The organism is Providencia alcalifaciens DSM 30120 (genome assembly GCF_000173415.1).
Lineage (GTDB): Bacteria > Pseudomonadota > Gammaproteobacteria > Enterobacterales > Enterobacteriaceae > Providencia > Providencia alcalifaciens.
On sequence record NZ_ABXW01000047.1, the window covers coordinates 103,967 to 130,111 of the forward strand.

Annotated in this window: 29 protein-coding genes; 16 read left to right on the forward strand and 13 right to left on the reverse strand. The window is 43.0% G+C overall.

Features of this window, described 5'->3' with window-relative positions:
• Positions 1 to 3: 3 nt before the first annotated feature.
• Genes lptB through kdsD form a run of 5 tightly spaced genes read right to left on the reverse strand, consistent with a single transcriptional unit; the run spans position 4 to position 3,443 of the window.
• Positions 4 to 729, reverse strand: coding sequence for an LPS export ABC transporter ATP-binding protein (gene lptB / locus PROVALCAL_RS09875; protein WP_006659094.1), 726 nt, complete (start codon positions 727 to 729; stop codon positions 4 to 6).
• A gap of 5 nt (positions 730 to 734) precedes the next feature.
• Positions 735 to 1,292, reverse strand: a complete 558-nt coding sequence (lptA, locus tag PROVALCAL_RS09880) for a lipopolysaccharide ABC transporter substrate-binding protein LptA (protein WP_006659095.1) — start codon at positions 1,290 to 1,292, stop codon at positions 735 to 737.
• On the reverse strand, positions 1,276 to 1,869 hold the full coding sequence (lptC, locus tag PROVALCAL_RS09885; RefSeq protein ID WP_006659096.1) for an LPS export ABC transporter periplasmic protein LptC: 594 nt from the start codon (positions 1,867 to 1,869) through the stop codon (positions 1,276 to 1,278). Before lptC ends, lptA begins: the two co-directional genes overlap by 17 nt.
• Before the next feature lie 16 nt (positions 1,870 to 1,885).
• Positions 1,886 to 2,446 carry a 3-deoxy-manno-octulosonate-8-phosphatase KdsC gene (kdsC, locus tag PROVALCAL_RS09890; RefSeq protein ID WP_006662906.1) on the reverse strand — a complete coding sequence of 187 codons (561 nt, stop codon included), beginning with the start codon at positions 2,444 to 2,446 and terminating at the stop codon, positions 1,886 to 1,888.
• A 28-nt stretch (positions 2,447 to 2,474) separates the two neighbouring features.
• The gene (kdsD, locus tag PROVALCAL_RS09895; RefSeq protein WP_006662907.1) at positions 2,475 to 3,443 is read right to left on the reverse strand and encodes an arabinose-5-phosphate isomerase KdsD; all 969 of its coding nucleotides are present in this window, start codon (positions 3,441 to 3,443) and stop codon (positions 2,475 to 2,477) included.
• Positions 3,444 to 3,826: 383 nt separating this feature from the next.
• Here kdsD and mlaF point away from each other — a divergent pair, with 383 nt between their 5' ends.
• The 7 genes from mlaF (at position 3,827) to murA (ending at position 8,652) form a co-directional block, all read left to right on the forward strand.
• On the forward strand, positions 3,827 to 4,630 hold the full coding sequence (gene mlaF / locus PROVALCAL_RS09900) for a phospholipid ABC transporter ATP-binding protein MlaF (protein ID WP_006659099.1): 804 nt from the start codon (positions 3,827 to 3,829) through the stop codon (positions 4,628 to 4,630).
• Positions 4,631 to 4,636: 6 nt separating this feature from the next.
• Positions 4,637 to 5,419 carry a lipid asymmetry maintenance ABC transporter permease subunit MlaE gene (gene mlaE / locus PROVALCAL_RS09905; RefSeq protein ID WP_006662908.1) on the forward strand — a complete coding sequence of 261 codons (783 nt, stop codon included), beginning with the start codon at positions 4,637 to 4,639 and terminating at the stop codon, positions 5,417 to 5,419.
• 3 nt (positions 5,420 to 5,422) lie between these two features.
• The gene (mlaD, locus tag PROVALCAL_RS09910) at positions 5,423 to 5,986 is read left to right on the forward strand and encodes an outer membrane lipid asymmetry maintenance protein MlaD (RefSeq protein WP_006659101.1); all 564 of its coding nucleotides are present in this window, start codon (positions 5,423 to 5,425) and stop codon (positions 5,984 to 5,986) included.
• Between the two features lie 35 nt (positions 5,987 to 6,021).
• Entirely contained in the window at positions 6,022 to 6,651 is a 630-nt protein-coding gene (mlaC, locus tag PROVALCAL_RS09915) for a phospholipid-binding protein MlaC (protein ID WP_006659102.1), read from the forward strand.
• A gap of 1 nt (position 6,652) precedes the next feature.
• Positions 6,653 to 6,943, forward strand: a complete 291-nt coding sequence (gene mlaB / locus PROVALCAL_RS09920) for a lipid asymmetry maintenance protein MlaB (RefSeq protein ID WP_006659103.1) — start codon at positions 6,653 to 6,655, stop codon at positions 6,941 to 6,943.
• A gap of 137 nt (positions 6,944 to 7,080) precedes the next feature.
• A complete protein-coding gene (gene ibaG, locus PROVALCAL_RS09925; RefSeq protein ID WP_006659104.1) occupies positions 7,081 to 7,335 on the forward strand; it encodes a BolA family iron metabolism protein IbaG in 255 nt (84 codons plus the stop codon).
• Between the two features lie 54 nt (positions 7,336 to 7,389).
• Complete coding sequence (gene murA / locus PROVALCAL_RS09930; RefSeq protein WP_006659105.1) at positions 7,390 to 8,652, forward strand: UDP-N-acetylglucosamine 1-carboxyvinyltransferase; 1,263 nt, start codon at positions 7,390 to 7,392, stop codon at positions 8,650 to 8,652.
• Between the two features lie 83 nt (positions 8,653 to 8,735).
• On the opposite strand, the gene degS is transcribed toward murA, so the two are convergent.
• The 3 genes from degS to zapG all read right to left on the reverse strand — a co-directional run bounded on the left by degS (position 8,736) and on the right by zapG (position 12,046).
• A complete protein-coding gene (gene degS / locus PROVALCAL_RS09935) occupies positions 8,736 to 9,800 on the reverse strand; it encodes an outer membrane-stress sensor serine endopeptidase DegS (RefSeq protein WP_006659106.1) in 1,065 nt (354 codons plus the stop codon).
• 131 nt (positions 9,801 to 9,931) lie between these two features.
• Positions 9,932 to 11,326 (reverse strand): Do family serine endopeptidase, encoded by a 1,395-nt coding sequence (locus PROVALCAL_RS09940; RefSeq protein WP_006662912.1) that lies wholly within the window; start codon positions 11,324 to 11,326, stop codon positions 9,932 to 9,934.
• Between the two features lie 321 nt (positions 11,327 to 11,647).
• The gene (zapG, locus tag PROVALCAL_RS09945) at positions 11,648 to 12,046 is read right to left on the reverse strand and encodes a Z-ring associated protein ZapG (protein ID WP_006659109.1); all 399 of its coding nucleotides are present in this window, start codon (positions 12,044 to 12,046) and stop codon (positions 11,648 to 11,650) included.
• 249 nt (positions 12,047 to 12,295) lie between these two features.
• Here zapG and zapE point away from each other — a divergent pair, with 249 nt between their 5' ends.
• From zapE to sspB, 5 genes are all read left to right on the forward strand, one after another.
• A complete protein-coding gene (gene zapE / locus PROVALCAL_RS09950; protein WP_039861843.1) occupies positions 12,296 to 13,429 on the forward strand; it encodes a cell division protein ZapE in 1,134 nt (377 codons plus the stop codon).
• Positions 13,430 to 13,744: 315 nt separating this feature from the next.
• Positions 13,745 to 14,173, forward strand: coding sequence for a 50S ribosomal protein L13 (rplM, locus tag PROVALCAL_RS09955; protein WP_006659112.1), 429 nt, complete (start codon positions 13,745 to 13,747; stop codon positions 14,171 to 14,173).
• A 14-nt stretch (positions 14,174 to 14,187) separates the two neighbouring features.
• The gene (gene rpsI, locus PROVALCAL_RS09960) at positions 14,188 to 14,580 is read left to right on the forward strand and encodes a 30S ribosomal protein S9 (protein WP_004258235.1); all 393 of its coding nucleotides are present in this window, start codon (positions 14,188 to 14,190) and stop codon (positions 14,578 to 14,580) included.
• A 504-nt stretch (positions 14,581 to 15,084) separates the two neighbouring features.
• Complete coding sequence (sspA, locus tag PROVALCAL_RS09965; RefSeq protein ID WP_006659114.1) at positions 15,085 to 15,726, forward strand: stringent starvation protein SspA; 642 nt, start codon at positions 15,085 to 15,087, stop codon at positions 15,724 to 15,726.
• Between the two features lie 8 nt (positions 15,727 to 15,734).
• Positions 15,735 to 16,226: a ClpXP protease specificity-enhancing factor gene (gene sspB, locus PROVALCAL_RS09970; RefSeq protein WP_036959980.1), complete on the forward strand. Its 492-nt coding sequence runs from the start codon at positions 15,735 to 15,737 to the stop codon at positions 16,224 to 16,226.
• Between the two features lie 52 nt (positions 16,227 to 16,278).
• Here sspB and PROVALCAL_RS09975 read toward each other — a convergent pair whose 3' ends face one another.
• Positions 16,279 to 17,655 (reverse strand): FAD-dependent oxidoreductase, encoded by a 1,377-nt coding sequence (locus PROVALCAL_RS09975; RefSeq protein WP_006659116.1) that lies wholly within the window; start codon positions 17,653 to 17,655, stop codon positions 16,279 to 16,281.
• Positions 17,656 to 17,880: 225 nt separating this feature from the next.
• Here PROVALCAL_RS09975 and arcB point away from each other — a divergent pair, with 225 nt between their 5' ends.
• The 3 genes from arcB (at position 17,881) to mtgA (ending at position 21,838) form a co-directional block, all read left to right on the forward strand.
• Positions 17,881 to 20,226 (forward strand): aerobic respiration two-component sensor histidine kinase ArcB, encoded by a 2,346-nt coding sequence (arcB, locus tag PROVALCAL_RS09980; protein ID WP_006659117.1) that lies wholly within the window; start codon positions 17,881 to 17,883, stop codon positions 20,224 to 20,226.
• A 230-nt stretch (positions 20,227 to 20,456) separates the two neighbouring features.
• Positions 20,457 to 21,107, forward strand: coding sequence for an isoprenoid biosynthesis glyoxalase ElbB (gene elbB / locus PROVALCAL_RS09985; RefSeq protein WP_039861845.1), 651 nt, complete (start codon positions 20,457 to 20,459; stop codon positions 21,105 to 21,107).
• Between the two features lie 8 nt (positions 21,108 to 21,115).
• Complete coding sequence (gene mtgA, locus PROVALCAL_RS09990) at positions 21,116 to 21,838, forward strand: monofunctional biosynthetic peptidoglycan transglycosylase (protein ID WP_006659119.1); 723 nt, start codon at positions 21,116 to 21,118, stop codon at positions 21,836 to 21,838.
• Between the two features lie 63 nt (positions 21,839 to 21,901).
• Here the strand turns inward: mtgA and dolP are convergent, their stop codons facing one another.
• From dolP to PROVALCAL_RS10010, 4 genes are read right to left on the reverse strand one after another with little or no spacing between them, the layout of a single operon-like run.
• Entirely contained in the window at positions 21,902 to 22,477 is a 576-nt protein-coding gene (gene dolP, locus PROVALCAL_RS09995) for a division/outer membrane stress-associated lipid-binding lipoprotein (protein ID WP_006659120.1), read from the reverse strand.
• A 9-nt stretch (positions 22,478 to 22,486) separates the two neighbouring features.
• Positions 22,487 to 23,077 (reverse strand): DnaA initiator-associating protein DiaA, encoded by a 591-nt coding sequence (gene diaA / locus PROVALCAL_RS10000; RefSeq protein WP_006659121.1) that lies wholly within the window; start codon positions 23,075 to 23,077, stop codon positions 22,487 to 22,489.
• Positions 23,078 to 23,464 (reverse strand): YraN family protein, encoded by a 387-nt coding sequence (locus PROVALCAL_RS10005; RefSeq protein ID WP_006659122.1) that lies wholly within the window; start codon positions 23,462 to 23,464, stop codon positions 23,078 to 23,080.
• A gap of 48 nt (positions 23,465 to 23,512) precedes the next feature.
• Positions 23,513 to 25,138, reverse strand: a complete 1,626-nt coding sequence (locus tag PROVALCAL_RS10010) for a penicillin-binding protein activator (RefSeq protein WP_117584514.1) — start codon at positions 25,136 to 25,138, stop codon at positions 23,513 to 23,515.
• 111 nt (positions 25,139 to 25,249) lie between these two features.
• Between PROVALCAL_RS10010 and rsmI the strand changes: the two genes are divergently transcribed.
• Positions 25,250 to 26,122 carry a 16S rRNA (cytidine(1402)-2'-O)-methyltransferase gene (rsmI, locus tag PROVALCAL_RS10015; RefSeq protein WP_006659125.1) on the forward strand — a complete coding sequence of 291 codons (873 nt, stop codon included), beginning with the start codon at positions 25,250 to 25,252 and terminating at the stop codon, positions 26,120 to 26,122.
• Positions 26,123 to 26,145 lie beyond the last annotated feature (23 nt).

The following is a 26,145-nucleotide window of genomic DNA, read 5'->3' on the forward strand; positions in this document are numbered from 1 at the left end:
AAACTACAGTCTAAAGCCTTCACCTAAATAAACACGTTTAACTTGTTCATTTTCAAGAATCATTTCAGGAGAACCATGTGCAATCAGGTGTCCTTGGCTAACGATATAGGCTCGTTCACAAACATCAAGCGTTTCACGTACGTTATGGTCGGTGATTAAAACACCAAGACCATAGTCACGTAGATGTTGGATGATCTTTTTGATATCCAAAACGGAGATCGGGTCAACCCCTGCAAATGGCTCATCTAACAGAATAAACTTAGGGTTGGCGGCGAGGGCACGTGCAATTTCGACACGGCGGCGTTCACCACCAGAGAGTGATTGACCAACATTGTCGCGCAAATGGGTAATACTGAACTCTTCCATCAGTTCTTCTGCACGTTCTTTACGCTGCTCTGAATTCAAGTCATGACGAATCTCTAAGACCGCCATCAGGTTGTCATAAACGCTTAAACGACGGAAAATAGACGCCTCTTGAGGAAGATAGCCAATGCCACGGCGAGCACGCTCATGCAGAGGTAATAGACTAATATCTTCCCCATCAATTAAAATTTTGCCTGCATCCCGCTGAACAATGCCGACTACCATATAAAAAGTGGTCGTTTTACCCGCACCGTTGGGACCTAAGAGACCAACAATTTCCCCTGATTTGACTTCAAGGCTGACGTCAGTCACTACGCTGCGTTTTTTATAGGATTTCGCCAGATTCTCTGCGGTTAGTGTTGCCATAACAATTATTTACTCTTACTAGTTGATGAACCCTGTGCGGCTGGGCCTTTCTCTTGTAACTGTGCTGGTAATAAGACGGTGGTCACGCGTTTACCTTTATCGCTAAATGCTTCCATTTGCTGGGTCGGAACCACATAGGTGATCTTATCGCCTTTGATATTACTGTCGAGCTGTTCAAGGTAAGCATCACCCGTTAATGTGACCAGTTGCTTATCAACTTCATAACGCGCTTTGGATGCGTGACCTTTGATTGGTTTGCCATCGTCCTGTAACTGATAGAAGGTGACGGGGGTACCAAATGCTTCAATGACAATTTTATCGGAATCGCTGCTTGGACGTGTCACGATAACTTTGTTCGCTCGGATATCAATGGAACCTTGTTTAATCACAACGTCATCTGTAAATGTGGTGACATTTTTTTCTAAATCAAGAGATTGCTTCACCGAGTTAATGGTCATCGGTTGTTGGGTATCTGTTTTCAGTGCCATTGCCGGTAGGCTAAGAGCCAAAATTGCACTTGCAACAGCTCCTTGAATAAAACTTTTCTTAGTTACTTGATTCATTTTGTTGCTCTTTTGGTTGTAACTCATAGTGAGTTTTAACATCTTCAATTAATTCAGCGGTTCTTGTACGAAGGTTTCCCTTCATTTTTAAGCCCGTAGAATTTAGCCCGTGTCCGATAATGGTTACTTTATCGTCAGATGAGACATCTTGTGTGACTAGATTGACCACCGCATTATCTGTTGTAATGCGCTGAATTTGAGGCTCTGGAGTCAAACTATCCACTTGAACATCGCTGTACAGATAGAGCACTCGCTCTTTGGTTAACCTTGCTTTAATGGACTTTACCGTCCAAGTTGGCGTGCCTGCGTCGTTATAGGTTGTTAATACCGGGTTGGTAAACCAAGTGATTTTTCCATCGGTATAATTATCTACTTTAGTTGCAGCAAGTTTATAGGCTAAATCGCCTGCTGGATTATAGACGAAAGTTACCGAATCATCAGTTTGATAATTAGGTTTGCCATCATTGATTTCGGTTGCTAATGGTTTGGAGTCATCGTAAACCGAAAAGTTCCAACCAATCAGCCCCAGTACAATGAGGGATAAAATAATGATTAACCACTTTTTTGCATTGCTCATGAATGATATCTGTTCTTTAAATCGACAAGCCTTTAGCTTCTTCCAGTTTATTTTGGGATAACAGAATCAGGTCGCAAAGTTCACGTACTGCGCCTTTCCCGCCACCAATGTGGGTTACATAGTCTGCTTTTGGTAATAGCAGAGGATGTGCATCAGCCACCGCAACAGATAACCCCACTTTTGCCATGACAGGCCAATCAATAAGGTCATCACCAATGTAAGCTGTTTGCTCTTCTGTTAGCTGTAGTTTATCTAACAGTTCGCGATACGCCAAAAGCTTATCGCTTTGTCCTTGGTAAAGATATGTAATACCTAAAGTCTGGGCTCTATCTTCGAGCAATTTGGCTTTGCGACCCGTGATAATTGCGACTTCAATACCGGAGGTTAATAAGCAGCGAATGCCATATCCATCACGGACATTAAAGGCTTTTAATTCTTCGCCATTATTCCCCATATAAATTAAACCGTCAGACATCACACCGTCGACGTCACAAATCAGTAGTTTAATTTTCGTCGCTTTTTCTATCACAGAATTCTCGACAGACCCATAGCAAGTATTCTGATAATTAGGGTTCATTCTATTTCCTTTATGTATACTTTTCGACTTATACCACACCAGCTTGCAGTAGGTCGTGCATATGTAGAACACCCACTAATTGATCGCCATCGGCCACCAATAACGAGGTAACATGGCGAGATTGCATCAGGTTTAGTGCTTCAACCGCTAACATACCTGGTGCGACTCGAATACCGCCTGGCGTCATTAAATCAGCGATTTTTGCATTGTTCAGATCAATACCCATATCAAAGATGCGACGTAAATCTCCATCAGTAAAGATCCCTTGAATCTTCATATCATCATCACAAATGACCGTCATACCCAGTTTTTTACGGGTAATTTCGACGAGAGCTTCACGTAAAGAGGCACTTTTCGGGATATGGGGAACGTCGTCACCTGTACTCATTAAATCACGAACTAAGAGTAAAAGTTTGCGTCCAAGTGCGCCACCAGGATGCGATAGCGCGAAATCATCAGCGGTAAAGCCGCGAGCGGTGAGTAACGCAATGGCTAAAGCGTCTCCCATGACCAAGGTTGCTGTCGTGCTTGTTGTCGGTGCTAATCCCAATGGGCACGCTTCTTGCGGGACTTTGATACATAAATGAACATCTGCATATTTGCCCATATTACTGTCAGGATTATTAGTCATGCAGATCAGCGGGACTTTTATGCGTTTTAAGACGGGTAACAGGGCTAAAATTTCCCCTGACTCGCCAGAGTTTGAAATCGCTAATACGATGTCTTTATTGGTGATCATCCCTAAATCGCCATGACTGGCTTCTCCAGGATGCACGAAAAATGAAGGCGTTCCTGTGCTAGCAAGCGTGGCCGCAATTTTTCGTCCTATATGCCCTGATTTTCCCATTCCCATAACGACAACCTTGCCTTGGCAAGTAAAAATTTGCTGGCAAGCGCGGTCAAAGTCATGATTGATATATTGTTCTAGGTTTTTCAGACCTTCACGTTCGATATGGAGAACTTCTTTACCTACTTTCTGAAAATCGATGTTTGACATGTCTAATTCCATGGATGTTTTCGGGTGAATCAAAAGTGTCGGTTGGATCCAAAGTTTCGGTTAGATCAAAAAAGCGAAATCGGATTGTATAACGAATACTTAGTATCGGTAAGTATTTTGTACCTAAGCTTTTATGAATGTCATGGTTATGGGGATTTGTTAGCGATTTGAGCTCAAAAGAGTGTTTTACCGTTCAACCGCACCGATGCCCAAAAAAAATTTTTTTAATTCTCTTACCCTTATGGTTGGATATATAAATTTCTAAGAGCTATCTTCTATTAATTAGGTAAAATATTAGTTAATACTATTTGGTTTATGTTTCTGTAAAACCCTGACTTATTTGGGGCAGAATCATAGTTTGACCTATAACGAGCGATTAAACGATGCAAGCACAGACAGAGAACTTAATCGAAGTCAAAAACATGTCATTTACGCGAGGAAATAGGAAAATATTTGAAAATATTAACCTAACTGTGCCTCGTGGTAAAATTACTGCGATTATGGGACCTTCAGGGATTGGTAAAACAACATTACTTAGACTGATTGGCGGACAACTGCGCCCAGAGGAAGGGGAAATCTGGTTTGATGGGGATAATATTCCTGCACTGTCTCGTTCTAAGTTATATCAATCACGTAAAAAAATGAGCATGTTATTCCAATCAGGTGCCTTGTTTACTGATATGGACGTTTTTAATAACGTGGCTTTCCCTCTACGTGAACACACGAATTTACCGGAGTCGTTGATTCATACAACTGTGATGATGAAATTAGAAGCGGTGGGATTACGCGGTGCGGCAAAATTAATGCCTTCAGAGCTTTCTGGGGGAATGGCACGTCGTGCAGCACTTGCACGTGCGATCGCACTGGATCCTGATTTGATTATGTTTGATGAGCCATTTGTGGGGCAAGATCCCATTACAATGGGCGTTTTGGTCAAATTGATTGACGAACTTAACCAAGCACTTGGGGTTACCTGTGTGGTGGTTTCCCATGATGTTCCAGAAGTGCTGAGTATTGCCGATAAAGCCTATATTGTGGCGCAGCAACATGTTATTGCGAAAGGAACAGGGGAAGAGTTACGTGAAAACCAAGACCCTCGTGTTAGACAGTTTATGGATGGTATTGCTGATGGTCCGGTGCCATTCCGCTTTCCTGCCAATGACTATTCGGCTGATTTATTAGGGTAAATGAACATGATAATTAAGGCGATTGCTGCCTTCGGACGTCGATGGATTGAAACATTTGCGGCTTTTGGTCGAGCAGGCTATTTATTATTTGGCGCACTATTTGGCAAACCTGAATTTGGTAAACAGTGGCCGTTATTAGTGAAACAGCTTTATTCAGTTGGGGTTCAATCCTTGCTGATTGTCGCCGTATCCGGTCTGTTTATCGGCATGGTGTTAGGTCTACAAGGTTATTTGGTACTGACGACGTTCAGTGCGGAAGCGAGTCTTGGCATGATGGTGGCGCTCTCATTATTGCGCGAGTTAGGTCCTGTCGTTACGGCATTGCTGTTTGCAGGGCGAGCGGGATCCGCATTAACAGCCGAAATTGGTTTGATGAAAGCCACGGAGCAAATTTCCAGCTTAGAGATGATGGCTGTCGATCCTCTGCGTCGCGTGGTTGCCCCTCGATTTTGGGCTGGGTTTATTAGTATGCCACTGTTATCACTGATTTTTGTTGCTGTTGGAATTATCGGTGGTGCGATTGTTGGCGTTGATTGGAAAGGAATTGACCCCGGTTTCTTCTGGTCATCCATGCAATCATCTGTGGAGTGGCGATTAGATTTAGTCAACTGCTTTATCAAAAGTGTAGTCTTCGCGATCACGGTAACGTGGATTGCACTATTTAATGGTTATGATGCCATTCCAACCTCGGAAGGAATTAGCCGCGCAACAACGAAAACTGTTGTGCATGCATCATTATCGGTTCTAGGGTTGGATTTCGTACTGACAGCACTGATGTTTGGGAACTAAGTCATGCAAAGTAAAAAAAGTGAAATATGGGTAGGTTGTTTTATGTTGCTGGCGATTGCCGCAATTGTGTTTCTCTGCTTAAAAGTCGCCGATTTACAATCGATTGGTAGTCAGTCAACTTACCGAGTTTCTGCCTCTTTCGAAAATGTGGGTGGCTTAAAAGTCGGCTCTCCAATCAAAGTCGGTGGTGTTGTTGTAGGGCGTGTGGCGGGGATTTCTTTAGATAAAAAGAGTTATGTTCCGGACGTTCAAATCGATTTACTCAGCGAATATGACAATATTCCTGATTCTAGCTCGCTTTCAATCCGTACTTCTGGTCTGCTGGGTGAACAGTACATTGCGATGAATATTGGTCCTTATGATGAAGATATGGGGATCTCAATGTTAAAAGAAGGCGGTCGTTTGGAAGATACGAAACCGGCGATGGTACTGGAAGATTTAATTGGTCAATTTTTGTATAAGAGTGGCGACAGCCAAGGTGGGTCTGCACCAGAAGCACCAGCTACAGCACCCGCATCAGCCCCAGCACAACATGTTGCGGCACCTGCGGAGCCCGCTGCTCACTAAGTTGTTATTCCCTGTGAATTTGAAAGGAATGAATTATGTTTAAACGTCTCATAATGATAGCTATGTTAGTGGTTGCACCATTTGCGATGGCGATTGACCAAACTAACCCGTATAAGCTTATGGAAGAAGCCGCAGCGAAAACATTTGATCGCTTAAAAGCGGAACAGCCTCAAATCAAGCAAAACCCAGATTACTTACGGACTATCGTGCGTGAAGAATTATTGCCATATGTGCAAATCAAATATGCTGGCGCATTGGTGTTAGGGACATATTATAAAGACGCGACCCCTGCCCAACGTGATGCCTATTTTAAAGCGTTTGAGTCCTATCTTGAGCAAGTTTACGGTCAAGCGCTGGCGATGTATCACGGTCAAACGTACACTATTGCTCCTGAACAACCCATTGGTGATAAAAATATTGTGGCTATCCGCGTCACCATCAATGATACCAACGGTCGCCCTCCGGTACGTTTAGATTTCCAATGGCGTAAAAATAGCAAAACCGGTTACTGGCAGGCGTATGACATGATTGCTGAGGGTGTCAGCATGATCACCACTAAACAAAACGAGTGGGGCGACATTTTACGCAAACAAGGTATTGATGGATTGACGGCTCAATTACAACGTAGTGCTCAGGTACCGATTACGTTAGAAGAGAGCAACTAGCATGAGAAGCCAGTTATCTTGGACGCAAAATAGTGTCATGCTGGCACTTTCCGGTGTTTTGGACAGAGATTCACTGGTCGAATTTTGGGATAAGCGCCAAACGCTGTTATCTCAAATTGAGCGAATTGATGTCTCTGCGTTAACCCATGTGGATTCTACTGGACTTGCCATGCTGGTGCGTCTAAAAGGGGAATATCAGTCTCAACAGCGCCATCTCAGCATTCTTGGCGTGAGCGATAATCTCAATACCTTGATGGAATTATACGGGGTGAAGCCCCTACTGATGGATTAAGTCAAGTTATGTAAAAAATAGCGCTTCTGAGTGTTTTTATGCATCAGAAGCGTTTTCTTTAGTTTAAGTGTTAAGCTGAATCCTTTAGGATAGATGGCTATATTTATTATCATAATTAATCACAAAATTGAGTCATTATGGATACCAACGAAATTAAACAAGTCTTAATGGAAAAGCTGTCACTGGAAGAAGTGATAGTGAATGGCGATGGCAGTCATTTTCAAGTTATCGCTGTTGGCAGCCTTTTTGACGGCATGAGCCGTGTTAAACAGCAACAAGCAGTGTATGCGCCGTTAATGGAATATATTGCGGACAACAGAATTCATGCGCTTTCAATTAAAGCTTATACCCCAGCGCAGTGGGAGCGTGACCGTAAGCTGAGCGGTCTATAAGTTTGAAAATGTAAGCGAACAGTTTGTAAAAATCTGACACACGAGAATACCAGAATGGATAAATTTTTAGTTAAAGGACCTACCCGCTTAGAAGGGGAAGTCTCTATTTCAGGCGCTAAAAACGCTGCACTGCCAATCCTGTTCGCTGCTTTATTGGCTGAAGAGCCAGTTGAATTACAGAATGTCCCTAAGCTGAAAGATATCGACACAACCATTAAGTTACTTAGCCAACTTGGCGTCAAAATCGAACGTAATGGTTCGATTTTTGTTGATGCTAGCAATGTGACTGAATATTGTGCACCGTATGAACTGGTGAAAACCATGCGCGCATCGATTTGGGCGTTAGCGCCTTTGGTTGCTCGTTTTGGTCACGGTGAAGTTTCTCTTCCGGGCGGTTGTGCAATCGGTGCTCGTCCTGTGGATTTACACATCAGCGGCTTAGAAAAACTCGGCGCTAATATTGTTCTGGAAGATGGTTATGTTAAGGCGACAGTAAATGGTCGTCTGAAAGGCGCTGATATCGTGATGGATAAAGTGAGCGTCGGTGCCACTATCAGTATCATGACAGCCGCTGCATTAGCGGAAGGTACAACGTCTATTGAAAACGCAGCACGTGAGCCTGAAATTGAAGATACCGCTAATTTCCTGAATGCGTTAGGTGCGAAAATCACCGGTGCAGGAACTGACCGTATTGTCATTGACGGTGTGGCTCGTTTAGGTGGTGGTGTTTATCGTGTTCTGCCTGACCGTATTGAAACAGGGACTTTCTTAATTGCTGCGGCAGTTTCTCGCGGTAAAGTGGTTTGTCGTGATGCCTGCCCTGATACCTTAGATGCGGTATTAGCAAAATTACGAGAATCGGGTGCCGATATTCAAACTGGTGAAGATTGGATCAGCTTAGATATGCATGGTAAGCGTCCAAAAGCGGTTACACTGCGTACGGCACCACATCCTGGCTTCCCAACCGATATGCAAGCTCAGTTTAGCCTATTGAACTTAGTCGCTGAAGGTGCAGGCATGATCACCGAAACGATTTTCGAAAACCGTTTTATGCATATCCCTGAGTTAATTCGTATGGGTGCTCACGCGGATATCGAAAGTAATACAGTATTATGTCACGGCGTTGAAAAACTGACTGGCGCACAAGTTATGGCGACGGACTTACGTGCTTCAGCAAGCTTAGTCATTGCTGGCTGTATCGCGGAAGGGACAACAACCGTTGACCGTATTTATCATATCGACCGTGGATATGAAAATATTGAAGCAAAATTAAATGCGCTAGGGGCGAATATTCAACGCGTGAAATCTGACGAGTAATTTCAGATTGGGTTAATCCTATCGTAGAAGTAAGAAGGTTGCTCTTAGCTTGGGCAACCTTTTTTATTGGGTAATGATTGGACTTAGTTAGCTTGCCCTTCAGGAAGCTCTTCAATAACTACATCCATATTTTTCACGTCCCCATCACGTAAAATTTGCACCGGAATTTTAGTTCCAGGGCGAATTTCAGCGACATAGTCCATCGTCTCAGCCGCGGAGATAGCGGGCTTGCCATCTAAGGACAACACAATATCCCCTTGCTCAATGCCTGATTTTGCAGCAGGTCCATTAGGTGATACTTGGAAAATCCGTAATCCTTGCATTTGATTGATATTATTATTGTTTGTGCGAATCTGAGGTAATTCACGAGCGGTAATACCAATGTAACCACGAACAACTCGACCATCACGGATGAGTTTTTCCATAATTTTGGTTGCAAGAGGGGTTGGAATTGCAAAGCTGAGTCCTTCGGAGCTGACGCCTTGGCCCGCACTGAACGAAAGTGTGTTAATGCCAACCAGTTCACCTTCTGTATTAATCAGCGCACCACCAGAGTTACCGGAGTTAATTGAGGCATCGGTCTGGAGGAAATTTTGGCGTCGTGTCGAACTTAGTCCTACGCGTCCTGTGGCGCTAATAATTCCTTGAGTGACGGTTTGCCCGAGGTTATAGGGATTTCCAATAGCCAGAACAACGTCTCCAACATGAGTCACGCGTTTTGTATTAATTGGGATCACGGGGAGATTTTCAGCATCGATTTTTAAAACGGCAAGATCAGTCAGCGGATCTGAGCCCACTAACAGTGCGTCGAAAATCGCACCATCTTGTAAAGCCACAAGAATTTGGTCTGGATTATCCACCACATGTTTATTCGTGAGAATGTAGCCGTTGGCGCTTAAGATTACACCAGAACCGAGGGATTGGAGCTCACGACCTGACTGCGAGAAACTGCCTTTGGAACTACTGTAAACATAGACGACGGCGGGGGCAGCACGGCGTACAGCTTTGTTATAGCTCACAGGTTCACTATTGGTTTTTCCATACAGTAAGTCAGCAAGTCCCTGAGGGCGCAACGAGGGGACAGCCACAATAATAATTGAGGCAGTGACCAATCCTAGCAGGACAGACACAAGCAGCTTTTTGACCATATTAAAGGTTACCAAGTTCGCTATGATGGATATGACAGACAGAAAGATGTTTTGAGCATACCATAAAAAAACAGGTACAGCAGAGTGATACTGTACCTGTTTTATTGATTGATCTATGCTGAATTAATGAATTAGTTTTTCATTAATAAGTAGAGTGTTTCACCGCCACGAAGGACTTTCATTGCCAATACTGGTGGCTTGCTCTCGATAATTTTACGGAACTGATCGATACTTTCAACGCGTGTATCGTTCACGCCAAAGATCAAGTCACCTTTCGCTAAACCGACTGCCGCAGCAGGAGATTTAGGCGCGACGCTGTCTACTTGAACCCCTTTCGTGTTGCTCACAACCGCATTAGAGATAGTTGCACCTAACAAAGATTCAGTCAGTTTTTCAGCGTTAGTGGCAGAACCCTCATCACTTTCTAAAACGACTTTCACTTCCATTGGCTTACCTGAACGGATAAGACCAAGAGTGATTTCTTTGCCTAATTGGCTAGTCCCAATTTTGGCTCTTAATTCAGCGAAACTATTAATACGTTTACCATCAACAGAGACTAAAACGTCACCGGATTTGATGCCCGCTTTTGCTGCTGAAGATTTTGGAATGACTTCACTGACAAAGGCGCCACGTTGTGCATCAATGTTAAAGGCTTTGGCAATGTCAGAGTTCATCTCTGTGCCTTTAATTCCTAAGATACCGCGCTTAACTTCACCGTGTTTGATTAGCTGTTCACTCAGGCTTTTCGCCATATTACTTGGGATAGCAAATCCGATACCGATATTTCCGCCACCCGGCGCTAAAATCGCGGTGTTAATCCCGATTAGCTCACCATTTAAGTTAACCAGGGCGCCACCTGAGTTACCACGGTTGATGGACGCATCTGTTTGGATAAAGTTCTCTAATCCTTCCAGATTTAATCCACTACGACCAAGCGCAGAGATAATTCCCGATGTCGCTGTTTGTCCTAAACCGAATGGGTTACCAACAGCGACCGCAAAATCACCAACGCGCAGTTTGTCTGAGTCAGCAATAGAAACCGCAGTTAAGTTCTTAATATCTTTAGTATTGCTGATTTTTAATAACGCAATGTCAGTTTGTGGATCTTTACCAATCAGCTTGACGTCAATTTCACGACCATCATTCAGCTGAATTTGGATTTTATCCGCGCCATCAATAACGTGATTGTTGGTTAAAACATAACCTTGTGTCGCATCAATGATGACACCAGAACCTAAGCCCTCAAAAGGGCGCACGCTTTGTTGCTGTGATGGCGTATTAGGACCAAAGAAGAATTTCAGTTCTTCTGGAATTTGTTGATTTTGTACTCGAGTGCCTGAAACATGGATATTCACGACCGCAGGCAGCACTTTTTCTAGCATTGGCGCTAAGCTTGGCATGTTTTGGCTTTGCGCTGTCACCGGTAATGTCGCGGGTAGTGCGGCGCTACTAATTGTAGGGATCGTGGATAGTGTTAAACCTAAACTCATTGCAACTGCTGTCAGAAAGAAATTTTTTCTTTTCATCATTCCGTAGATTCTCTCAATAGAAAATATCAACTCATGTGGATGGACTTATCAATGGAGCATTAAGGACACATGAGCTGAGGTATTTGTTGGTCTCAAATAATGATTTACTGATGACTATGACCATGGATTATGCGGAAAAGTTCCCGATGCGGATAGTACTTATCCACAATTTTACATCCATTTACATGATGTTGAGATGAAGTATTCACTTCTATACAGTAGCTAAACTAACTCTAAGATTTTATTCGGAATTAGAATGTTTTGGTAGGATGAATAACACCACCAGTAACGGATGCTACTGGTGGCAGAATCAACGAATTATTTTTCTTTTTCTTCGAGAGGGCGGAATAATCCTGAAGCACCCTCGGAGTAATCTCTCGGTGGCATTTTAACCGGAGCTTGGTCATTATCAGCTTCAGACTCAGTCAAACGATAATGGAATGGATTATCTTGCATATCAGGCATTAACTCAGAAGAGCTTTGTGCCATATGTTGGTACAGTTGGCGATAATCGCGTGCCATTTTATCTAATAACTCTGCGCTGCGAGCAAAATGGCTAACGAGTTCTTTACGATACTCTTCTAGCTCAGTGCTTTTTTTATCTAATTCAGCTTGTGCCGTTTTTTGTTGACGAAGTTTTGGATTGCCATAACGCACAACCAATGCGCCGATGATAAAGCCAACAACTAATCCTATTAGTGCATACTCCCAAGTCATGCTAACTCCTTCGTTTACTTCAATCAAAATTCACAGAAAATGGTTGCCAAAATTTAGCTCGATTACCCTAACTATACCTGTTAATAGCACGTCTGTTAATGCTAAAGAGTGGAATAATAAAGCGAAATTCCTTACTCTATGTTGAATAGTTAATCGAAAGTTAAATGCTAACAGAATCTGGTTATAATAAAGGCAGTGTATATCATATAACGGTAAAAAAAACCGAAAATTTTAAGGATTACTCAGTTGATGTCGCCGATGCCCCCTACTATGCGTTACCAACAAGCTCTAGAGCAAGGCAATTACCAGCCTGATGACGTACAAAAACAAGCCGTAGAGCGATTAGATAAGATTTATCAGCAACTTTGCAGCGCGACACCTTGCTTCCCAAATGAAAAACCGACCGGACTTAAACAACGCTTTGGACGCTTATTGGGCAATAAACCAGCAGTAAAAAATTGCCGCCCTGTTCAAGGTCTATATATGTGGGGGGGCGTTGGGCGAGGTAAAACGTGGTTGATGGATATGTTTTACGATAGCCTACCGGGTGAGCGAAAACTGCGTCTGCACTTTCACCGTTTTATGAAGAAAGTACAGGAAGATTTAATGTCACTGCAAGGACAAGAAAATCCACTGGATATCATCGCTGATGAATTCAAAAAACAGACGGATGTTTTGTGTTTCGATGAGTTTTTTGTTTCAGATATTACTGATGCGATGATTCTAGGAACCTTATTAGAAGGACTGTTTGCTCGCGGAATTACGTTAGTTGCCACCTCCAACATCATCCCTGACAATCTTTACCGCAACGGGTTACAACGTGCTCGATTCTTACCCGCAATAGAACAAATTAAAACCTATTGCGATGTGATGAATGTGGATGCGGGTATTGACTACCGCTTGAGAACACTGACACAAGCTCACCTATTTTTATCACCGATTAATGAGCAAAATCGCCATCATCTAGATGAAGTATTTGTGAAACTCGCTGGCAAAGAAGGGCAGCAAAGTCCAGTATTGGAAGTTAACCATCGGAAAATGCAGGCAATTCGCTCCGCGGAAGGTGTATTAGCGATTAGCTTCAAAGTATTGTGTGAAGAGCCTCGCAGCCAAAATGATTATATTTACCTCTCAAATTGTTATCACACAGTGCTTCTTTACGATGTGCCCGTGATGGGGCTGAAAGACGAAAACCCAGCCAGACGTTTTCTCGCGCTTATTGATGAGTTCTATGAACGTAAGGTAAAATTGATGATCAATGCACAGGTGTCGATGGATTCACTTTATCAAGGGCAACTTTTGGCGTTTGAATATCAGCGCTGCCTTTCTCGCTTGCAAGAAATGCAAAGTGAAGAATATTTGAAAATCCCGCATTTATCATAGAAGCCAAAGAGGAAATGAGTCTCAAGGACGTCGTTTTCTCTCCAGATTTATGCGTGCTTTTTGAACATGCGGTACTAATTGTTTATTTGAACGTAAAAAAAATGCATTTGGGGTCGATTTTTGTTGCTGACTTCTCTATAATCTTGCGACCCCACGTTACGGCGTTGTTTTTTATTTCCCAAAAAATAACGCATTAATGCCAGCTAGGCTGCTCGAAGGGGTGGGTTTGCTGGACAATGAGTCGCGTGAACCTCGCTATATTTTACGAACATGAGTGTTCACACAACGTGTAACTTCAATATTGGGTAAGTTTTAATGAAAACTTTTACAGCTAAACCAGAGACCGTAAAACGCGACTGGTATGTTGTTGATGCAGATGGCAAAACTTTAGGCCGTCTTGCAACTGAAATTGCTAGCCGTCTGCGCGGTAAGCATAAAGCGGAATATACTCCGCATGTGGATACTGGTGATTACATCATCGTTCTGAATGCAGAAAAAATTGCTGTTACCGGCAAAAAACGCGAAGACAAAATCTACTATCGCCACACAGGCCATATTGGTGGAATCAAGCAAGCAACTTTCGAAGAGATGATTGCTCGTAGTCCTGAGCGTGTGCTTGAAATCGCGGTTAAAGGCATGTTGCCAAAAGGACCTCTGGGTCGTGCAATGTACCGTAAACTGAAAGTTTACGCAGGTAATGAGCACAACCACGCGGCACAACAACCGCAAGTTCTTGACATTTAATCGGGATTATAGCAATGGCTGAAAATCAATACTACGGCACTGGTCGCCGCAAAAGCTCATCTGCTCGTGTCTTTATTAAGCCGGGTAGCGGTAACATCACAATCAATCAACGTACACTGGAACAATACTTTGGTCGCGAAACTGCGCGCATGGTAGTTCGTCAGCCGTTAGAACTGGTTGAAATGTTAGAAAAACTGGACCTGTACATCACTGTTAAAGGTGGTGGTATCTCTGGTCAGGCAGGCGCAATCCGTCACGGTATTACTCGTGCACTGATGGCTTATGATGAGACTCTTCGTTCTGATCTGCGTAAAGCTGGTTTCGTTACCCGTGATGCGCGTTCTGTTGAACGTAAAAAAGTGGGTCTGCGCAAAGCACGTCGTCGTCCACAGTTCTCAAAACGTTAATTTATTGCCCTCTGGGCATAAAATTGATGAAAAAACCCGCCTTTATGGCGGGTTTTTTATTACAGGCAATAAACAAAATATTGATTCATCGTGATTTAATTAAAATAAAGATAGGTGAAAGGAATTATTTTACTATTTCTCCCTCTTTTTGCGCTATATCGCAAATCTGGTAAAAATATAATCAAGTTAAGTGTGGAGTTAACTTTAAGCTTCTTATGCTTAATAAATAATAATTTATAGCTATTTATTCTGATTGTTGCTGTCCGATACCGCCTCTAATAAAATTAACCGATGATTTTCTCAGGGTTAGCCCCCTAAGCTGTACAAAATCTGTTAGACTATGCCCCAGTTTTTTATTTGATTATTTCTCGCTTCCATGAAGCGAGAGGGTTGTGCTGACTTTCAAAATGGATTTGGAAGGTTAAGTACATGGGATTTTAAAAATGAAAATAATGAATTAATCCTTTAATTAGGGATCATTATTTTTATCATTTGGAGGTTTTAATGGCTGTTGCTCCTAATAAACGTTCGGTAATGACATTGTTTTCAGGCCCAACTGATATTTTTAGCCATCAAGTACGTATCGTACTCGCTGAAAAAGGTGTTAGTGTTGAAATTGAACATGTCGAGCCAGGTCATATGCCTCAAGACCTTATTGATCTTAACCCGTATCAAAGCGTACCAACGCTGGTGGATCGTGACCTGACTCTGTATGACCCACACATCATTATGGAATATCTCGATGAGCGTTTCCCGCATCCACCATTAATGCCAGTTTATCCAGTGGCTCGTGGTACAAGCCGTCAGCTGATGCACCGCATTCAGAGAGACTGGTATTCACTAATGACTAAAATCGAGAAAGGGACTGCACAAGAAGCAGAAACCGCTCGCCGTCAATTAGCCGAAGAGTTGATCGCAGTTTCTCCAGTATTTGCTGAGATGCCATTCTTCATGAGTGATGAATTTAGCTTAGTAGACTGCTACTTAGCACCACTCTTATGGCGTTTACCTGTATTAGGTATCGAATTAAAACCATCTAGCAGCAAGCACTTACAGATGTATATGCAGCGTGTATTTGAACGTGATGCATTCTTAGCGTCATTAACTGAATTAGAGCGTGAAATGCGCCTATCAGCACGAGGCTAAGTCGGATGATGGAAATGGCACCAATGACACCACGTCGCCCTTATCTGCTGCGCGCCCACTATGAGTGGTTGCTGGATAATGATATGACTCCGCATTTGGTGGTTGATGTCACTCTTCCAGCGGTGAATGTTCCGATGGAATTTGCTCGTGATGGGCAAATTGTTTTAAATGTTGCCCCTCGTGCAGTGGGTAACTTTGAAATTACCAATGAAGAAGTGCGATTCAATGCACGATTTGGCGGCGTACCTCGCCAGGTATATGTGCCAATGGCTGCCATCATGGCGGTGTATGCTCGCGAAAATGGCGCGGGCATGATGTTTGAACCTGAAGCGGCTTATGATGAGCACTTTGATGGTGAAGATGATGCAGCTGATGAAACACTGTCGGACAACATCGTGTTGGTTCACGATGAGGTACCTCAAACTGAAGAGCCTTCATCTCCAGATGATGAACCACCAAGACCCCCGAAAGGTCGTCCTGCGTTACGCGTCGTAAAATAAGCGTGAGACCTAGTAGGTAATTGAATAAAAAGAGGAAGAAATTCCTCTTTTTTTATATCTGAAGAAACGTCAGTATTCCCTCTGCAGCACCTCGTCCTTCGGCAATCGCCGTGACGACTAAATCAGAACCATGCACAACATCTCCTCCGGCAAAAATTTTCGGGTTTGAGGTTTGATAAGCATAGCGATGATGGCGTGGCGCAATAATTCTTCCATCCTTATCATATTGAACGGCATGCTCTTTAAGCCAAGGTAGTACCTCTGATTCAAAACCGAACGCCATAATAACCACATCGGCAGGGTATAGGATTTTTTTCGTGGCTATCGCGTTATTCTCAGTATTAACAAAACTGATGCTAATCACGTGATTTTCAGTATTAGTATTGATGCTAACGGGCTGTAAATGAAAGTGAAATTGTGCGCCTTCTTCTTGCGCATGGATAACTTCCCTTGTTGTCGCTGGCATTTCATTCATGCTACCACGGTAGATACAATGAACTTGGTTCGCACCTTGACGAATAGCGCTACGTACACAATCCATCGCGGTATCCCCAGCACCCAACACTACAACATTTTTATGAGCAAGCGAAATATAAGGAAACTGCGGATCATCAGGGTAGCCTAGTAAATGGTGCGTATTACCCATTAAATAAGGGAGCGCCTGATAAGCGCCTATAGCGCTCTCGTTGGGTAGGCAACCAGAGACGGGCTTATGGGTACCTGTACCCACAAAAATCGCATCAAACTCATTGACCAGAGTTTCTAATGGGATATCTTTCCCAACCTCGGTATTCAATTTAAACGTAATGCCCATCTCTTCGAAAATATGTCGACGACGCTGCATTATCTGTTTTTCCAACTTAAACGCAGGGATGCCAAAAGTGAGTAACCCACCAATTTCAGGGAATTTATCAAAAACCGTGGCTTGAACACCATGACGAGCCAAAATATCGGCACAAGAAAGCCCCGCTGGACCTGCTCCAATGATGGCTACACGCTTGCCTGTACTGCGAACATGGGAAAGGTCAGGGCGCCAGCCTTGTTCAAAGGCACTGTCTGTAATATAACGCTCCAAATGACCAATAGTGACGGAGCCAAACGTTTCATCTAGGACACATGCAGCTTCACATAATCTTTCCTGAGGGCAAATTCGCCCACAAATTTCAGGCAGGCTATTGGTATGATGACAAAGCTCTGCAGCTTCGAGAATTCGCCCTTCACCTGCAAGTTTTAACCAGTTGGGAATAGGATTGTGTAATGGGCATTTCCACTCACAATATGGGCTTCCGCAAGACAAGCAGCGTTGAGCTTGATTCTGCGCTTCGAGGCCACTCATTGGCTGATAAATTTCCACAAATTCAATTTTGCGAATAGTTAGCGCTTTTTTATTGGGCTCACGACGGGGCGAACCTCTATTTGAAGAGGACATAGTCACCTTTTCAGCCAAATTCTTTTATGGGAATGACACAAATTGAAGTTTACTTTGATAGCATTGATATAAATAGTGATTATCGTAATAAAGTTGCTAATACAGGGATGAATATCTCATTGTGACCGGCGATTTAATGAGCAGGATCGATATTTCGTATGAAACCCCATCCGAAACAGCCCTGTTTGATATATGATTCAGTGAGAATTTAACTAAGGGGTGGTTATGAAAGTACTTCGCGGTCTAGCACAATACTATGTTGACCTGATGATGAAACTGGGCTTAGTGCGTTTCTCTTTGCTTCTCGCATCAGCGTTAGTTGTGCTCGCCATGATAATGCAAATGGCGGTAGCGATTTTTCTTCGTGGGCAAGTTGATAGCCTCGATATGGTCGGTTCGATTTTCTTTGGGTTAATTATAACGCCATTAGCGGTTTATTTTCTTTCGGTGGTGGTTGAGCAATTGGAGGAGTCTCGCCAGCGTTTAACTCGGATGGTGGACAAACTCGAGGTTATGAGAAAGCGCGATTCAGAACTCAATACTCAATTACAGGGCAATATTGAGCAACTGAATCTCGAAATTTTAGAGCGTGAAAAAGCCGAAAGTGCCCATCTTGAGTTGTTAGAGCAACTCAAACAAGAAATGAAATACCGCGAACAAACACAAATTGAATTTGAGCAGCAGTCCGTTTTACTACGCTCATTTCTCGATGCTTCCCCTGATCTTGTTTATTATCGTAATGAAAATAATGAATTTTCCGGTTGTAACCGTGCAATGGAGCTGCTCACGGGTAAAAGTGAAAAACAGCTGGTCGGCTTAACGCCATTAGATATTTATGATGAAGAAATTGCGGCTAAAGTGATGGAAACGGATGAGAAAGTTTTCAGACACAATGTCGCGCTAACTTATGAACAGTGGTTGGTTTACCCTGATGGGCGTAAAGCGTGTTTTGAACTACGCAAGGTTCCATTTTATGACCGAGTGGGTAAACGTCACGGGCTGATGGGCTTTGGACGGGATATTACCGAGCGTAAGCGCTATCAGGAGGCGTTAGAGAACGCCAGTAGAGAGAAGACTACCTTTATCTCAACGATCAGCCACGAGCTTCGTACGCCGCTTAATGGCATTGTAGGGCTTAGCCGTATTTTATTAGATACCAAACTAACCAAAGAACAATCAAGCTACTTAAAAACAATTCATGTCAGTGCGGTGACGTTAGGGAATATTTTTAATGACGTGATTGAGATGGATAAAATCGAGCGTCGCAAAGTTCAATTGGATAACCAACCTGTGATGCTGCCTGAATTTGTCAATGATTTAGAAAATCTCAGTGGATTACTGGTTCAGCCGAAAGGTCTGAAGTTTGTCATGGATGTCGCGCACGGTCTGCCTAAAACAATTCTGACTGATGGCACTCGTTTACGCCAAATCTTGTGGAATTTGATCGGCAATGCGGTGAAATTCACTCAAAAAGGTGAAGTGAAACTGAGCATTTGGCGAGAAGCTGACAATAAACTGATTTTCCAAGTGAAAGACAGTGGAATTGGTATTCCAAAAGATGAATTAGATAAAATCTTTGCGATGTACTATCAAGTGCGTGATTCTGCTGGCGGACGTCCAGCAACGGGAACGGGGATTGGACTTTCTGTATCCCGTAGGTTAGCACAAAGTATGGGTGGCGATATTCGCGTAGAAAGTGACATAGGGCAAGGTTCCACATTCACACTGTCGATTATCGCCCCAGAAGTTGAGGCTGAAATCGAAGAGCAGCAACAGGATGACGATGATTATCCGTTACCAGCCCTTCATATCTTACTAGTAGAAGATATTGAACTAAATGTGGTTGTGGCGTGTTCTGTGCTAGAGAATCTTGGCAATACGGTTGATGTTGCAATGACAGGTAAAGATGCCTTAGAGATGTTCGCACCTGGAGAATATGATTTAGTCCTATTAGATATTCAACTCCCAGATATGACTGGATTCGATATCTCTAAACAGCTTAAACAACAATATGATAAGGAAGATTTACCGCCATTAATTGCGTTGACAGCTAACGTACTCAAAGACAAAAAAGAGTACTTTGACGCAGGAATGGATGGCGTTCTGAGCAAACCATTATCAGTACCTGCACTGACTCACGTGATTGAGCAGTTCTGGGGTGAAAATGCATCTTCAAATGATCCGCATGAGGAGCAAGTGGATATGGCAGAGGTTGATGAATCTATTTTAGATTGCGAAATGTTAGAGCAATACATTGAATTAGTGGGACCAAAACTGATTTATGACGGCTTAGAAGTGTTTGAAAAAATGCTGCCGGGATATTTAGCCATTCTCGATTCTAATATGGTGGCTAAGGATCAGAAGGGAATTGTTGAGGAAGCTCACAAAATTAAAGGCGCGGCAGGTTCGGTTGGACTCAAAAATTTACAGAAACTCGCTCAGCAGATTCAATCCCCTGAATTACCAGCGTGGTGGGACAACGTGCAAGAGTGGGTGGATGAGTTAAAACAGGATTGGAAGTCAGATATAGAAACATTAAGAAACTGGGTGGATGGTCGTACAAAAAAATAACCCCAACCTAAGTTGGGGTGCGCGAATACTGCGCCAACACCAGGGAAATCATTGATTCGCTTATAATTTTTATCTTAGGCGAATCATTAAAATCTATTTGTCACGACTCAGACGTTATCAAGATACCAAAATTTAGCGAACCTGTTACAAGATTCATTAAAATCTGTGATGAAGATTGATGTTTGTCTGCTTTCGCTCTGGGGAGTAATTTACTACAAAAGGACGAAGATATGAAATCAATTGCGGTAATTTTAAGTGGCTGTGGTGTTTTTGATGGAAGTGAGATTCATGAATCAGTGCTAACTATGCTTGCTTTAAGTAAAAATAATGCAGAAGTTCACTTTTTTGCACCAGATGAAGATCAAGCTACTGTAATCAATCATATTAATGGTGAGTTAAAAACAGAAACTCGTAACCAAATGGAAGAGTCTGCGCGTATTTCTCGTGGAAAAATAGCGCCTTTATCATCAGTAGACCCCTCTAAGCTAGATGCCCTTATAATTCCTGGTGGTTTTGGTGTGGCGAAAAATTTATGTAATTTTGCGACCAAAGGCAGTGAATGTGAAATTAATAAACAACTATTAAGTTTAGTGCAGGTCATGCACCAACAGAAAAAGCCGCTAGGGCTGATGTGTATTGCTCCTGTCATGCTACCGAAGATGTTAAATACATCAGTGAAACTGACAATTGGCAATGATACTGAAACGATTGCCCAAATTGAAAAGATGGGGGGGCTGCATGTGGAGTGTACCGTTGATAACATTGTGGTAGATGAAAATAACAAAGTTGTTACAACACCTGCTTATATGCTGGCTCAATCTATTGCTGAGGCAAATGTCGGTATCAATAAGCTGGTTGAGAAAGTATTAGAAATGGCGTAGTTAATCCAATGCAAAAGTTTGTTTCTCGCTTGTGGTATTGGTTAAAGAAGATCACACTTTCATTACTTGCCCTCTGGTTAGTCTCTGTTGTGATCTTCAAATTTATACCCGTCCCCTTTTCTGCAGTGATGGTCGAAAGACAACTTTCTGCATGGCTAAACTTTAATTTTTCTTATGTTTCTCATTCGACTTGGGTTGGTGAGAAACAGATATCTCCCTATATTTATCTCGCTGTCATTGCCTCAGAAGATCAAAATTTTCCACATCATTGGGGATTTGATTTGAATGCAATTGAACGTGCATATAAGCATAATTCGAGTAATAAACAGACAGTTAGAGGGGCTTCTACAATCTCTCAGCAAACAGTGAAAAACCTATGGTTATGGGATGGAAGAAGCTGGTTAAGAAAAGGGATTGAGACAGCTATGACACCTATTATGGAGTTGATGTGGTCAAAAACCAGAATACTGACTGTTTATCTTAATATTGCAGAGTTTGGTGAGGGTGTTTTTGGTGTGGAAGAGGCTGCAAATAAATTCTTCAATAAGCCTGCTAGTAAGCTTTCTCGGCAGGAGGCTGCACTTTTAGCTGCCGTTTTACCTAATCCTCATAGATTCCATGTAAAAAATCCATCTTCGTATGTTTTGAGAAGGCAGGCGTGGATACTGAATCAGATGAGCTTATTAGGAGATAGGAATTATCTGAAAAATAACGATATCGGTGAGGAATAAGAAAAAAGCCATGAATTTGACTTCATGGCTTGGCTTTTTGTCACAATAGGTTACTAATTATAATCAATTGAGATAAGTAAATGCTGTCGTTACTCGACGAACGCCATCTGTTTCACTTGCAATTTTTGCCGCTGCAGCACCTTCTTGTTGAGTGAGTACGCCTAATAAGAAGACTTCCCCATTCTCAGTAATCACTTTAACGCTACCAGATTTCACCTCATCACTGGCTAAAATCTTGGATTTCACCTTTGTGGTTAACCATGTGTCTTTAGACGCTGTACCTAAGTCAACAGGCTGACCTTGACGTACCTCGTTATAGACTTTTTCAGTACCATCAACGTTGCTGGCGATTTGTTTGGCTTTGTCTGCCAATGACATATCGGGAGATTGACCCGTCAACAACACATTGCCTTTATAGGCTGTTGCGATGATGCGGGAATTATTGGTGATATCTTTATTTTTATTGAGCTGACCGCTGACACGCGCTTCTAACGTACCATCATCAACTTGTTGACCAACAGAGCGCGGGTCTGTCGCGCTTTTGGTCGCAACTGCTGCCGTACCTACGACGGCTGCACCAATACAACCTTGTAAAAGAACTGCACTAAACATTATGGCAAAAATCGGGAGTAATCGCATTTTGTCTCCTTAGTCGTTCTGATGAGGAAAGAGCGTGTTATCGATAAGGTCACACAGACAATTGACAGTGAGTAAGTGCACCTCTTGAATTCTGACACTATGCTGGGATGGAATACGAATTTCAACATCTTGTGGTCCTAAAAGACCAGCAAGCTCACCACCATCATAGCCTGTTAGCGCCACGATAGTCATATCGCGAGTCACTGCGGCTTCTACGGCTTTAATAATATCGGCGCTGTTACCGTGGGTTGAGATAGCCATTAGCACATCACCATGCTGCCCCAGAGCTCTTACTTGCTTCGCATAGATTTCGGTGGGCTGTTTACTGCCTGAAATTGCAGTCAGTACCGTATTGTCTGTATTTAGCGCGAGTGCGGGTAAGCTTGGGCGCTCAGTTTCAAAACGGTGGATCATACTGGCAGCAAAACGCTGTGCTGTTGCTGCGGATGCGCCATTACCACAACACAAAATTTTATTACCATTAAGCAGTGACTGCACCATCATCATCGCAGCTCGAGAAATAGCATCAGGCAGGGCTTCTGCAGCAGCAATCTGAGTTTGAATGCTTTCAGTAAAGCAAACTTTTATTCTATCTAGCACTTACTTATATTCCTGTTCACTGAGATTAAATGCGTTTTGAATCCACTGAAACTGTTTGCCGGTGATCGCACAGATATCAAAGCGGCAAGGTGTTGTTTCAAAACTTTGTTGTTGTTGAGCAAGCCAATATTGCGCGGTTGCCAATATTTTTCTGCGTTTGTGCCAGTTTACTGATAAAAGTGCATCTCCGTAATGACTATTCTTGCGAAAACGGACTTCTACGAATACCCAGCTCGATTTATCTCGCATGATTAAATCGATTTCGCCTGCACGATTTCGGACATTACGTGCTACAAAGGTAAGTCCTTGCTGTTTTAAATAGGAGAGCGCTTGGTTTTCGTAGTATTTACCAGTTAACCATTTTAATGATTTTTCTACTGTTTTCATGACATCCTTGTCTGAAAATTAGGCAGCGATAAGGCTGCCTAATTCATGTTATTGTGCCGGCTTAACTTGTCCTTGCTTGAATTGCAACCAAGGTAATTCGCGGTAAATCACACAGTTTTCGTGCACACTTAACATACCTGATGCCCCATTAACACGGAACTGACCATTGTTTTGTAGGTTATCGTAGTTATTTGCCAGTGACCATGCATCAATCCCCATTGCATACAGGCGGAATAGAGAATAGTCATTATTCACTTTTCCTTGTGCTTGTTTGCGTAGATTGTTGTTTGCACCTGCGAGTAATGGCACTTCACTGAACTTCACACCTTCCATCTCAAAGCGGTAATCCGCGTTCGAATTTCCTTGGTTACTGCGTGAACTTGCATATAAAGCAGGGCGTTGGCGAGAGCTAATTGCCATTTCTATCATCGGTTTGACAAGGGTTAACTCATCGCGTGTTGCCACGATATAGACCGCATCAATGCTACCGTTTGCTTGTTCCACGCCTTGCGTAGCAACATTAATTGGGGTTCCCGTCATGCGGATCCCTTGACCTCGGTTGATCGATTCTTTTAAAGATGCAGTAGAACCAAATGTTTGCATTAATGCAGTCCCGCCACCTTTTGCTTGCCACTCTTCGGCAAAGGCTTTTGCGATACGGTCACCAAATGGTGACGCGGGCACTAAGACTAAAGGCATTTGTTTACCCTCTAATCTCATTTGGTTAGCGGCATTTTTCGCTTCATCTTCAGGGGATAAAGAGAAATAACAGAGATTGGTACGAGGCTGTAATTGGTTTGCGTCTAATTCATTCAGTGCCAAAACATTTACTGGCGCGTTCATTTGAGCAATAGCTTGAACGTCTGATTTCAGTAATGGACCAACAATTAAGTTATAACCTTCAGAGGTCGCTTGAGCGACTAACTGCGGCATAGCCTTACCTTGAGTATCAAAGACTTTAACGCTTTGAGTATTGGTCGGAACTGCGTCAATACTGACGGTTGATGAAGCAACTTCAGTATTCGCATTTTCATTCACCGTAGCGGCAACTTCTTGGTAAATCTGATCGAGCACATCATTCCCTGAGCCTTGTGATGCGGCAGGTGCAGTAGACGCTTGAGAGACTGGGGATGACGGCAGGCCTTTTTGTGCATCAAGGAAGCCTTGCATGATAGCTTGACCAAAAACTTGCCCTTGTCCGCTCATTGGCAAAAATAGTGCAATGCGTGGATTGGCGCCGACTTTAGTAATAGTACCTTGCACTAATGCTGTCGGGAGATTTTTTGCCCCAGGGTTATGTGGGTAACGGGTTTTCCAATCGTCGATGCCAGTGCGTAGTGCTTCTGGGTCATCTTTATTATTTTGGTAGATATCCAGCAGGTCGACCCAACCCAGTAGAATATTTTCGTCAGCTTCGATTCCTTGAATCTGTTCTGGCTTCATTTGTGTTAACATCAGCCACAGAGAATCAATATTCGCTTGATGTTGTGCCGGATCGGTTAATAAAGGCTCTTGGCTAATATAAACGCGCAGGACATCCATTGATGGTTTGCCTTGAGCAGCATCGATAATGGACTGGTAATGGCTGGCGTCAGAAACACTAGGCTGCTGAGTTGCGGTCGTGGTTGTCGAGGATTCGATTTGGCATCCAGTTAATGCCAAAGTGGACAACATCGCAGTGCAGAGTAATCTTTTTTCAAATGCAAAAAAATTGAAGGACGCATACTGTATCCAATGGTGTATTTTTCAATTGCTTAATTTTAAACCGGCTATTCGGATGAAACAATGAATCAACCTAATCAAGCAGTGGTTATGGCATCCACGCTTTACATTGTGCCTACCCCAATTGGTAACATGGGAGATATCACGCAACGTGCGTTGGATGTGCTTAAACATGTTGACCTAATTGCTGCGGAAGACACAAGGCATTCAGGCATTCTATTACAGAATTTTGCCATCAATGCGCGCATGTTTGCGCTACACGATCATAACGAGCAGCAAAAAGCAGATCAATTAATTAGTAAGCTTCAACAAGGAGATAGTATCGCATTAGTCTCGGATGCAGGTACACCTTTAATTAATGATCCTGGCTATCATTTAGTCAACCGCTGCCGTGAAGCTGGTATTCGAGTTGTCCCTCTACCGGGGGCGTGTGCGGCAATTACGGCGTTGTCAGCCGCAGGTTTACCTTCAGATCGTTTTTGCTATGAAGGTTTCTTGCCCGCCAAAACCAAGGGACGTAAAGACGTTCTGCAATCTTTAGAGCAAGAAACTCGCACGCTGATTTTTTATGAATCCACTCACCGTTTATTAGACAGTTTAGCAGACATGGTGGAAGTATGGGGACCAGAGCGTCGCGTGGTTTTAGCGCGAGAATTGACCAAAACATGGGAGTCTATTGAAGGGCGACCTGTTGGGGAGTTACTTGCATGGGTCAAAGAAGATGAAAATCGCCATCGCGGTGAGATGGTGCTGATAGTAGAAGGGTATAAGCCCCAAAATGATGAATCAGCGATTACGCCAGATGTTCTTCGTACTTTAGGTTTGCTACAAAAAGAGTTACCACCGAAAAAAGCAGCGGCAATTACCGCAGAAATTTACGGTCTGAAGAAAAACCAGTTATACAAATTGATGCTTGACCAGCAAGACGATGAGTAAATTTTATTCAAGTGTAGGTTTTG

What these genes read in the sequence shown, in the direction of transcription:
- mlaC (WP_006659102.1), top strand. Translation starts at nt 6,022, where the DNA reads ATGTTTAAACGTCTCATAATGATAGCTATGTTAGTGGTTGCACCATTT.
- lptC (WP_006659096.1), bottom strand. Translation starts at nt 1,869, where the DNA reads ATGAGCAATGCAAAAAAGTGGTTAATCATTATTTTATCCCTCATTGTA.
- sspA (WP_006659114.1), top strand. Translation starts at nt 15,085, where the DNA reads ATGGCTGTTGCTCCTAATAAACGTTCGGTAATGACATTGTTTTCAGGC.
- mlaE (WP_006662908.1), top strand. Translation starts at nt 4,637, where the DNA reads ATGATAATTAAGGCGATTGCTGCCTTCGGACGTCGATGGATTGAAACA.
- rplM (WP_006659112.1), top strand. Translation starts at nt 13,745, where the DNA reads ATGAAAACTTTTACAGCTAAACCAGAGACCGTAAAACGCGACTGGTAT.
- zapG (WP_006659109.1), bottom strand. Translation starts at nt 12,046, where the DNA reads ATGACTTGGGAGTATGCACTAATAGGATTAGTTGTTGGCTTTATCATC.
- zapE (WP_039861843.1), top strand. Translation starts at nt 12,296, where the DNA reads ATGTCGCCGATGCCCCCTACTATGCGTTACCAACAAGCTCTAGAGCAA.
- murA (WP_006659105.1), top strand. Translation starts at nt 7,390, where the DNA reads ATGGATAAATTTTTAGTTAAAGGACCTACCCGCTTAGAAGGGGAAGTC.
- elbB (WP_039861845.1), top strand. Translation starts at nt 20,457, where the DNA reads ATGAAATCAATTGCGGTAATTTTAAGTGGCTGTGGTGTTTTTGATGGA.
- PROVALCAL_RS09975 (WP_006659116.1), bottom strand. Translation starts at nt 17,655, where the DNA reads ATGTCCTCTTCAAATAGAGGTTCGCCCCGTCGTGAGCCCAATAAAAAA.
- degS (WP_006659106.1), bottom strand. Translation starts at nt 9,800, where the DNA reads ATGGTCAAAAAGCTGCTTGTGTCTGTCCTGCTAGGATTGGTCACTGCC.
- kdsD (WP_006662907.1), bottom strand. Translation starts at nt 3,443, where the DNA reads ATGTCAAACATCGATTTTCAGAAAGTAGGTAAAGAAGTTCTCCATATC.
- kdsC (WP_006662906.1), bottom strand. Translation starts at nt 2,446, where the DNA reads ATGAACCCTAATTATCAGAATACTTGCTATGGGTCTGTCGAGAATTCT.
- sspB (WP_036959980.1), top strand. Translation starts at nt 15,735, where the DNA reads ATGGAAATGGCACCAATGACACCACGTCGCCCTTATCTGCTGCGCGCC.
- PROVALCAL_RS10010 (WP_117584514.1), bottom strand. Translation starts at nt 25,138, where the DNA reads ATGTTGTCCACTTTGGCATTAACTGGATGCCAAATCGAATCCTCGACA.
- rsmI (WP_006659125.1), top strand. Translation starts at nt 25,250, where the DNA reads ATGAATCAACCTAATCAAGCAGTGGTTATGGCATCCACGCTTTACATT.
- lptA (WP_006659095.1), bottom strand. Translation starts at nt 1,292, where the DNA reads ATGAATCAAGTAACTAAGAAAAGTTTTATTCAAGGAGCTGTTGCAAGT.
- mlaB (WP_006659103.1), top strand. Translation starts at nt 6,653, where the DNA reads ATGAGAAGCCAGTTATCTTGGACGCAAAATAGTGTCATGCTGGCACTT.
- mlaF (WP_006659099.1), top strand. Translation starts at nt 3,827, where the DNA reads ATGCAAGCACAGACAGAGAACTTAATCGAAGTCAAAAACATGTCATTT.
- lptB (WP_006659094.1), bottom strand. Translation starts at nt 729, where the DNA reads ATGGCAACACTAACCGCAGAGAATCTGGCGAAATCCTATAAAAAACGC.
- mtgA (WP_006659119.1), top strand. Translation starts at nt 21,116, where the DNA reads ATGCAAAAGTTTGTTTCTCGCTTGTGGTATTGGTTAAAGAAGATCACA.
- mlaD (WP_006659101.1), top strand. Translation starts at nt 5,423, where the DNA reads ATGCAAAGTAAAAAAAGTGAAATATGGGTAGGTTGTTTTATGTTGCTG.
- rpsI (WP_004258235.1), top strand. Translation starts at nt 14,188, where the DNA reads ATGGCTGAAAATCAATACTACGGCACTGGTCGCCGCAAAAGCTCATCT.
- ibaG (WP_006659104.1), top strand. Translation starts at nt 7,081, where the DNA reads ATGGATACCAACGAAATTAAACAAGTCTTAATGGAAAAGCTGTCACTG.
- PROVALCAL_RS10005 (WP_006659122.1), bottom strand. Translation starts at nt 23,464, where the DNA reads ATGAAAACAGTAGAAAAATCATTAAAATGGTTAACTGGTAAATACTAC.
- PROVALCAL_RS09940 (WP_006662912.1), bottom strand. Translation starts at nt 11,326, where the DNA reads ATGAAAAGAAAAAATTTCTTTCTGACAGCAGTTGCAATGAGTTTAGGT.
- dolP (WP_006659120.1), bottom strand. Translation starts at nt 22,477, where the DNA reads ATGCGATTACTCCCGATTTTTGCCATAATGTTTAGTGCAGTTCTTTTA.
- arcB (WP_006659117.1), top strand. Translation starts at nt 17,881, where the DNA reads ATGAAAGTACTTCGCGGTCTAGCACAATACTATGTTGACCTGATGATG.